Origin of the sequence: Clostridium senegalense JC122, from assembly GCF_000285575.1 — a bacterium.
GTDB lineage: Bacteria > Bacillota > Clostridia > Clostridiales > Clostridiaceae > Clostridium_J > Clostridium_J senegalense.
In genome coordinates this window covers 142,166-150,515 of the sequence record NZ_HE611051.1, presented here as the reverse complement: position 1 = coordinate 150,515, position 8,350 = coordinate 142,166, and the positions used below count along the sequence as shown (strand labels likewise).

Genomic DNA, 8,350 nt, shown 5'->3' with positions numbered 1-8,350 from the left:
AAAACTGGATTTACCAGTTTTTATTTTTTATATACCTTTTTATTTGATTTTTTTGAAAGAGAATTTTTACTATTGTTTCTTTTTCCTTTAACCTGTTTATCAGCCTTTAAATTCTTTTCAATTTTTGCTACATTTTTATTTTTACCTTGATATCCCTTACGTTTAATTGGTCTAGGACCTATAATACAATCTTGAGTAAATCCAATTAAATCTTCTCTGTTAGCTTTAATAAGTGCAGATTTAACTATACTATGATTATCAGGGTTTTCAAATTGTAATAATGCTCTTTGCATATTTTTTTCTTTTTGAGCCTTTGGGACATATACATTTTCCTCTGTTATAGGATTTATACCAGTATAATAAATTGTAGTTGAAAGACTACCTGGAGTAGGATAAAAATCCTGTACTTGTTCTGGCATGTGTCCCATAGTTTTAATATATTGTGCAAGAGCTATAGCTTCATTTAGTGTACTACCTGGATGACTAGACATTAAATATGGAACAACAAATTGTTTTTTCCCTAATTTAGTATTTATATCATTATATTTTTTCCTAAATTTATCATAAACTTCTTGTTTAGGTTTTCCCATTTGAGCTAATACTTTGTCACTTATATGCTCAGGAGCAACTTTTAATTGACCACTTATGTGATGTTCACAAAGTTCATGGAAAAATTTTGTATTTTTATCTTCAATTAAATAATCATAACGTATTCCAGAACGTATAAATACTTTTTTTACTTTAGGTAAATTTCTTACTTTTTTCAATAAACTAAGATATTCAGTATGGTCTACAATTAAATTTTTACAAGGTGTAGGGAACATACATTGTCTATCTTTGCAGACACCATGTTTAATTTGCTTTTTACAAGCTCTATGTCTAAAGTTAGCTGTAGGACCACCAACATCATGTATATAACCTTTAAAATCTTTATCTTCAGTTAGTGTTTTAGCTTCTTTAATTATAGATTCTTGACTTCTGTTTTGAATTACTCTCCCTTGATGATATGTTAGTGCACAAAAAGAACAACTTCCAAAACATCCTCTATGACTTGTTATTGAGAATTTAACTTCATTTAAAGCTGGAATACCTCCCATAGGTTCGTATATAGGATGATATGTTCTTGTATAAGGGAGGTTATAAACCTTATCCATCTCATCTTCACTTAATGGTTTTTGTGGTGGATTTTGAACTACATATTTATCTTGGCAAGGTTCAACTATAGTTTTTCCCCACACATAATCTTGTTCCTTAGAGTAAAGTTTATAGCTTTTAGCATAAGATTTTTTGTTTATTGAAACATCTTCAAAAGAAGGCAACATTATATAATCATTAAGATGATCAATACTTTTAGCAACATAACAAGTTCCTCGCACATGAGTTAATCTTTCAATTGAGCTTCCATAACTTAAAAATTTGGCAACTTCTATTATTGGATTTTCACCCATTCCATATATTAATAAATCCGCTTTAGAATCTAGTAAAATACTTTTTCTAACTTTATCATCCCAATAATCATAATGAGAAAATCTTCTAAGACTTGCTTCTATACCACCAATTATTATAGGAACATGTTTATAGGCTTCTCTAGCTCTATTGGAATAAACAATTACAGCTCTATTAGGTCTATGCCCAGACTTACCACCAGGAGAATAAAAATCATCATTTCTTTTTTTCTTTGCAGCAGTATAGTGATTAACCATAGAGTCAATGTTTCCGGAATTTATTAAAAATCCAAGTCGAGGTTCTCCTAATTTTTTAAAATCATCTACAGAATTCCAGTTAGGTTGAGCTATAACCCCTACAGTATAACCTTCTGATTCTAAAAGTCTTCCGATTATAGCTGTACCAAAAGAAGGGTGATCTATATATGCATCACCAGTAATTATTATAAAATCTAGTTGATCTATATTACGTTTTTTCATGTCATTTTTACTTATAGGTAAAAATTCATTGTTTAAAGTCATAAAATCCTCCAATCTAATTAGAATTCAAAAGTACAAACAATTTAGTTTGTTAAAATATTTAAGAAAAAAGCTATTTCATATGTATTTATATAAATTCTAATTTTAAGTTCGGTACTTTAGAAAATATTACAAAAAATTGTATATGTAATTATTTTAAATGCATTATCAATATTAACATAACATAAAGAAAATATAAATAAAAATAATTTTTACTGTTTAGTATTTTAATAAAAAGGTGTTTTAAAATTATATGTAATTTTAAAACACCTTTTTATTAAAATATATGAGTTATTATTATAGTCTATTTAACTTCTTCTTGAACATAATTAAGAATTAAATCTATAGTAGCTAATATTGAATCCATATGAGTTCTTTCATATCCGTGAGATGCAAATATTCCAGCACCAATTAAAGCGGTTTTTATATCATATCCAGCTCTTAATGCAGCAGATGCATCAGATCCGTAAGACGGATATGTATCTATTCTATAGTCTATATTGTTATTTTTGCAAAGATCGGTTAATCTTACTCTTAAGTCTAAATCGTATGGACCAGAGGAATCTTTTGCAGCTATACAACATGCAAATTCTGTAGAATTTTGATCAAGTCCTGGACAACCCATATCAACAGCAATAAATTCTTTTGTATTAGCCGGTATTCCAGCACAAGCACCATGACCAAGTTCTTCATAATTACTTATAAATACATTTATAGTATTAGGAAGTTCTATTTTATTTTCAACGATATATTTTAAAGTATATAGTAAAATTCCAACGCTAGCTTTGTCATCTAAATGTCTTGATTTTATAAAACCACTTTCAGTAAATCTAGTTCTTGTATCAAAGCAAATAAAATCTCCAACATTAATGCCTAGTTTTTCAACATCCTCTTTAGAAGAAACTTTTTCATCTATAACAACTTCGTAGTTTTCAGCAACTCTTTTAAGTTCTTTAGCATCTCCACCACTTATATGTACAGATGGTTTTATGGTTTGAATTGTTCCCTCAAAAGTTTTACCATAAACAGTTTCTATTGTGCAGTTTTCTCCTTCAATAGAATTCATCATGAACCCGCCAAGTTGAGTTAATGAAAGTGTACCAGTTCCTTTTATACCGCAAATCATTGCACCTAATGTGTCAACGTGAGCAGATAATGTTTTTTGATAGTTATCATTTTTCCCTTTTATAGTAGCAACTAAGGCTCCTTTATTTGTAAGTTTATATTTGATACCTAGTTTGTCCAATTCATTAGCAATATAAGGCATGATTTTTTTTGAATAACCAGTTGGACTAGGAATTGTTAATATATTTTGTAAATATTCTTTAATTACATCTATGTTATGCATAATATCACCTCTTAAAATTAATATAAATATAAAAAATATTGTTAAGAAATTGTAAACATATTTTCTATTAATTTCAATATTAACATAAAATAAATTGAAAATCTAGTATTTTAAAAATATTGAGAAAATTTGTCTTTAATCTAAAATGATAAAAAGTATTATATAAATAAATTATTAATATAAATATATTAGTAACAGTAAAAATAGTGCTGTGGTGAATATTGTTTAAAAGGGAGAAATTTTAATGTTGAGTATGTTTAAGAAGAAATATTTATTAATCGCTGTAAGTATAATTATTATTACAATAGTTGCAATCAACATATATGTAAAAACATTTGAAAAAGTTGTATACCCAAATGTATATGTGGAGGATATATATATTGGAAAATTAAATGAAGAAGATGCAATAAAGAAAATACATATAAATTTTGAAAAAAAGATATTAGATAAAAATATAATTATTCAAGTTGAACAAGAAGAGTTTAAAATAAGTTTTAAGGAATTAGGAATTGAATATGATATACAAAAAGCTGTAAAGGAAGCGATAAATTATAGCAAAGATTTAAATGTTTTAAAAAAGTTTATAACTTTAATTAAAGGTGATAAAAATTACATTAATATTGATTTAAAGTATAATGAAAAGGCAGTAGATGGTATTATTTATTCAATAGAAAGTGATGTTAATATAAAACCGTTAGAAAGTGAAATAAAAATAGATTTTAATGGCGTCATACAAATAACTGAAGATGCTACAGGGATTAAGTTAGAAAGTGAGCTTTTAAAAAAGGATATTTTAAAAGAAATAGAATCAAAACAAATAGAAGAAAAATCATATATAGTTGGAAATTTAGTTACATGGTATCCTAAAAAAACTAAAGAAAAGTTAAAAACTATAAATAGAAATATAACTGAATTTTCAACTGAATTTATGAATTCAGCATATAGTAGAAAAAAAAATATTAAATTGGCTACTGAAGCTATAAATGGTAAAGTGCTTATGCCAGAGGAAACATTTAGTTTTAATGAGGTAGTTGGACCTAGAACAGCAAGTAAAGGATATGAAAGAGCTAATGTTATATCTGGTAATAGATATATAGAAGATATAGGTGGGGGAGTATGCCAGGTGTCTACAACATTATATAATGCTGTATTAAAATCTGATTTAGACGTTTTAGAAAGAAGAAATCACAGTTTAAGAGTTAAATATGTTCCATTAGGATTGGATGCAATGGTAAGTTATGGTGCCTCGGACTTGAAATTTAAAAATACAACGGATTATCCTGTATATATTTATGGTGAAGCAAATGAAAATTATGTTACATTTAAAATATATTCTAATAATAGTTTGGCAAAAAAACATTTTGAAATTGAAACGAATATAGAGGATATAATTAAGCCTAAAAATTTTATTAAATATAATTCTAGTATGGCTAAAGGGGAGAGATATATAAAAAAAGCAGGTAAGCCAGGGTACAAAGTTAATAGTTATAAAAAAACATATGTAGATGGTAAACTTGTGGAAAAAAAACTTATATCTAAAGATATATATAAGCAAGTAGAAAATATAGTTATTGAAGGTAGATAAAAAAATATGAACTAAAAGTTAAATTTTTATTAAAAAACAATTTCTAAAAACTTATATATATGTTATAATTTATCATGTTATTTAAAATATTCAAAATTAAGCAAATAATTCGATAAAAAGGAGATAAGTTTTTATGATTATATTAGCAATAGTTACAGCAATATTAATAGCATTAGTTGGTGTACTTATAGTTTGTAAAATATCTATTGAATTAGATAAGAAAAAGGGAATACAATTTAAAACAAGAGATTTAGATTATATAGATGGGTTTGGAGAAATTAATAATAATGTTGAAACTAGAATGACATTATATTTTACTAATTTTACATTGGATTTTAAAGGCTTAGAGGATAAAAAAAGTTCAATAAATGTTTTAAATGTAAGAGATATAAAAATTTATGATGAAAAAGAGGAATTAATATCTGATATAAAATATCATAAAATAAAAAGCACAAAAAAAATTCAAACTAATATGTTAACAAAGAAAAAACAAATAGTTATTAAAGTTTTTGATAAGGAAAAAGAACTTCATTTAATATTTAGTTCAAGCTTTCCAGAGCTGATAAAAGGAACTTTGGAAAAAGCCATAGAACAGGAAAAAACAATTAAAATCTAAAAATGAGATAGTATCTCAATAGAATAGTTTCATAATATATTGGTATAAGAAATAAGAAGAATCTTATTTCTTATTTTTTTTGAGTAAATATGCTAAAATAATAATAGTTAAAAATTTGAAAAAGAGGTGTTTATGTGGAAAAATTAGATATTATAGAAAAAATATTGACTAATGTAAATAAGGTTATTATAGGTAAAAATAATGAAATTTTAAATATAATTAAAGGAGTATTAGCAGATGGACATATTTTAATAGAAGATATTCCAGGGGTAGGAAAAACAACATTAATTAAAGCGCTAACTAAATCATTAGGAATGTCTTATAGTAGAATACAATTTACACCTGATTTATTGCCATCAGATATAATAGGTGTGTCTATATATAATAATAAGATAAATGATTTTGAATTTAAAAAAGGACTAGTTTTTTCAAACATAATATTAGGTGATGAGATTAATAGAACTACAGCAAAAACACAATCAGCTTTATTAGAAGCTATGGAAGAAAAACAAGTATCAGAAGGTAATATAACTTATAAATTAGAAGAACCATTTATAGTTATGGCTACAGAGAACCCTATAAAATATGAAGGGACATTTCCACTTCCAGAGGCTCAGCTAGATAGGTTTATAATGAAGGTTAAAATAGGTTATCCTATGGAAAATGATGAAATTAATATATTGCAAACGTATAAGACAAGCAATCCTTTAGATGATATAGAAAAAGTAGTTTCAAAAGAAGAAATACTTAAACTTCAAGAAGATGTAAAAAATATAAAAATAAAAAATGAACTTAGTGAGTACATTGTTAAAATAGTATCGGCAACTAGATATAATAAAAATTTAATTTTAGGAGCTAGTGTAAGAGCATCATTGGCATTACAAAGGATTGCACAAGCCACTGCATTTATTAAGGGAAGAAGCTTTGTTATACCGGAAGATATAAAGGAGAATGCTAAACTTGTTTTATGTCATAGAATAGCACTCACATCTAATAGCAAAGCTAACAAAGTTACTGAGGAAAAAGTTATTGACGATATATTAGAATTAATTCAAGTTCCAAAGGTGATTAGTAATGGTTAAATTTAAAAAAAGATACATGATTTTTCTTATAATATCATTTATAGTTGCTAAGATGTTTGGTGGAACTCTGCCTTATGGAATTTTTTATACTATAATGTTGATTGGAATATTAGCATTAATATATATACCAATTTCAATAAAAAATATTGATGTTTTATTAAAAAAAGATTATGAGGAATTTGGAAAATGGAATGAAGAGGGATTAACATATGTTGGAGATAAATTTACAGTTAATTTAGTTGTAGAAAATAGTAATGTTTTACCTATACCATATATAAATATTAGTAATCCTATATTTTCAAAAATTGAAAATAATTATAATGGTGATTTAATATATTTGAAATCTAAAGAGCGCTATTGGTTAAAAAAAGAAATGGATTTTAAAAGGAGAGGAATATATGACTTTGAAACAACTACAATTAAAGTAAGTGATTGGTTTAATATAGTAACAATAAAAAAGAAAAAAACATTTTAAAAGCATTAATATATACCCTAAAATTTATAAAATTTCAAATTTTACTGTGGATTTCAATAATAAATTAGAAAATTTAAGTAAAAAAATAATTAATGTTAAAGAAAGAGATATTGTTAGAGATGTAAGAGAATATAGAGTAGGGGATAATGTAAAAAATATACATTGGAAACTTAGTGCTAAACAAAATAGGTTATATGTAAAAAATTATGAAAAGTTAACAGGGAGAAAAGCAAATATTATAGTTAATATGGAAAAATTAAAGAGAGTCATACATATAATGAAGAAGATGAGGAATTAATGATAGATATAACATCATCATTAATATATAATTTTTTAAAAAAGATATTAAAAGCAAAATCAATATTAAAAATTTTGTAAATAAATCATTGAGTATATATAACTATGATGATTTTCAAGGGCTATTAGAATATTTCCTAAGAAATGATAGTAATGGTCAAGATGAATTTGATAGATTTGTAGAAAGAAATATAAAAAATGAAAAGAATAAATGTTCCAATATAGTAGTAACAATGTGCATAAATGAAGAATTGAAAAATGTATTAATTAATATGATAACATTAGGTTATTCTATAACATTGTTACATTGTGATAAAAATTTATATGAAAATAAATTTTTAAAAGAATTAGAAAATTTTAATATAAAATGTTTTAATTTAAAGGATATAATAAATTAAAATTATTTTAAACCAAATAATTTATTTATGGTGTAAAAGTAGGTGTATCATGTGGAAAAATCTAATAGAGAGAGAAAATATAAAGAATATATATACGATATATTTTTAGTTGTCATAAATTTAATGGTTCCTATTGAACTTATTAGAACTGGATATAGAATAGAGGATTTTGATTATAAATTTGTAATGTTGATAATTATTTTCTCAATAGTACTATATATTTTTTATTTTGAAAGTTATATAAAAAAATTATATAAATTCTTACCGATTCTAATGTTATTTTTTTATTAACAGTTTTTTGTTTAAAAGACTTTCAACTGGTTATTCAATTTGTAGATAAAAATATAATATCAGCTGCAATTAAAATATGGCCTAAAATAATGAAGAATGCAGAAACAAATTTTAAAGACTATAAATGTATCTTATTAATAATTTTACCTATAATAATATTATTATTAATAAGATTAACTAAAAAGAAGAAAAAAATTATATTATTTATAAATTTTATATTTGTTATATTGTTTTGGTTTTTATATAACAAAGAAACATTAAAAATAATTAAAGTATATTTATTTATAAATCTTA

Annotated in this window: 9 protein-coding genes; 7 read left to right on the top strand and 2 right to left on the bottom strand. The window is 24.6% G+C overall.

Annotation, left to right across the window (positions count from 1 at the left end; all coding sequences use genetic code 11):
- Positions 1 to 20: 20 nt before the first annotated feature.
- A complete protein-coding gene (locus CSGHG_RS08950) occupies positions 21 to 1,967 on the bottom strand; it encodes a YgiQ family radical SAM protein (RefSeq protein WP_010294293.1) in 1,947 nt (648 codons plus the stop codon).
- A 301-nt stretch (positions 1,968 to 2,268) separates the two neighbouring features.
- Positions 2,269 to 3,312 (bottom strand): M42 family metallopeptidase, encoded by a 1,044-nt coding sequence (locus CSGHG_RS08945; protein WP_010294291.1) that lies wholly within the window; start codon positions 3,310 to 3,312, stop codon positions 2,269 to 2,271.
- 244 nt (positions 3,313 to 3,556) lie between these two features.
- Here CSGHG_RS08945 and CSGHG_RS08940 point away from each other — a divergent pair, with 244 nt between their 5' ends.
- The 7 genes from CSGHG_RS08940 to CSGHG_RS23875 all read left to right on the top strand — a co-directional run.
- Entirely contained in the window at positions 3,557 to 4,897 is a 1,341-nt protein-coding gene (locus CSGHG_RS08940) for a VanW family protein (RefSeq protein ID WP_010294290.1), read from the top strand.
- A 133-nt stretch (positions 4,898 to 5,030) separates the two neighbouring features.
- Positions 5,031 to 5,513 (top strand): hypothetical protein, encoded by a 483-nt coding sequence (locus CSGHG_RS08935; RefSeq protein WP_010294289.1) that lies wholly within the window; start codon positions 5,031 to 5,033, stop codon positions 5,511 to 5,513.
- A gap of 134 nt (positions 5,514 to 5,647) precedes the next feature.
- Entirely contained in the window at positions 5,648 to 6,595 is a 948-nt protein-coding gene (locus tag CSGHG_RS08930) for an AAA family ATPase (protein ID WP_010294287.1), read from the top strand.
- Positions 6,588 to 7,070 carry a hypothetical protein gene (locus CSGHG_RS08925; protein WP_010294286.1) on the top strand — a complete coding sequence of 161 codons (483 nt, stop codon included), beginning with the start codon at positions 6,588 to 6,590 and terminating at the stop codon, positions 7,068 to 7,070. Before CSGHG_RS08930 ends, CSGHG_RS08925 begins: the two co-directional genes overlap by 8 nt.
- 46 nt (positions 7,071 to 7,116) lie before the next feature.
- On the top strand, positions 7,117 to 7,368 hold the full coding sequence (locus CSGHG_RS08920; protein ID WP_010294285.1) for a DUF58 domain-containing protein: 252 nt from the start codon (positions 7,117 to 7,119) through the stop codon (positions 7,366 to 7,368).
- An 88-nt stretch (positions 7,369 to 7,456) separates the two neighbouring features.
- On the top strand, positions 7,457 to 7,765 hold the full coding sequence (locus tag CSGHG_RS08910) for a hypothetical protein (RefSeq protein WP_010294284.1): 309 nt from the start codon (positions 7,457 to 7,459) through the stop codon (positions 7,763 to 7,765).
- 380 nt (positions 7,766 to 8,145) lie between these two features.
- On the top strand, positions 8,146 to 8,350 hold a 205-nt coding region (locus CSGHG_RS23875; protein ID WP_010294282.1), incomplete at its 3' end, for a hypothetical protein.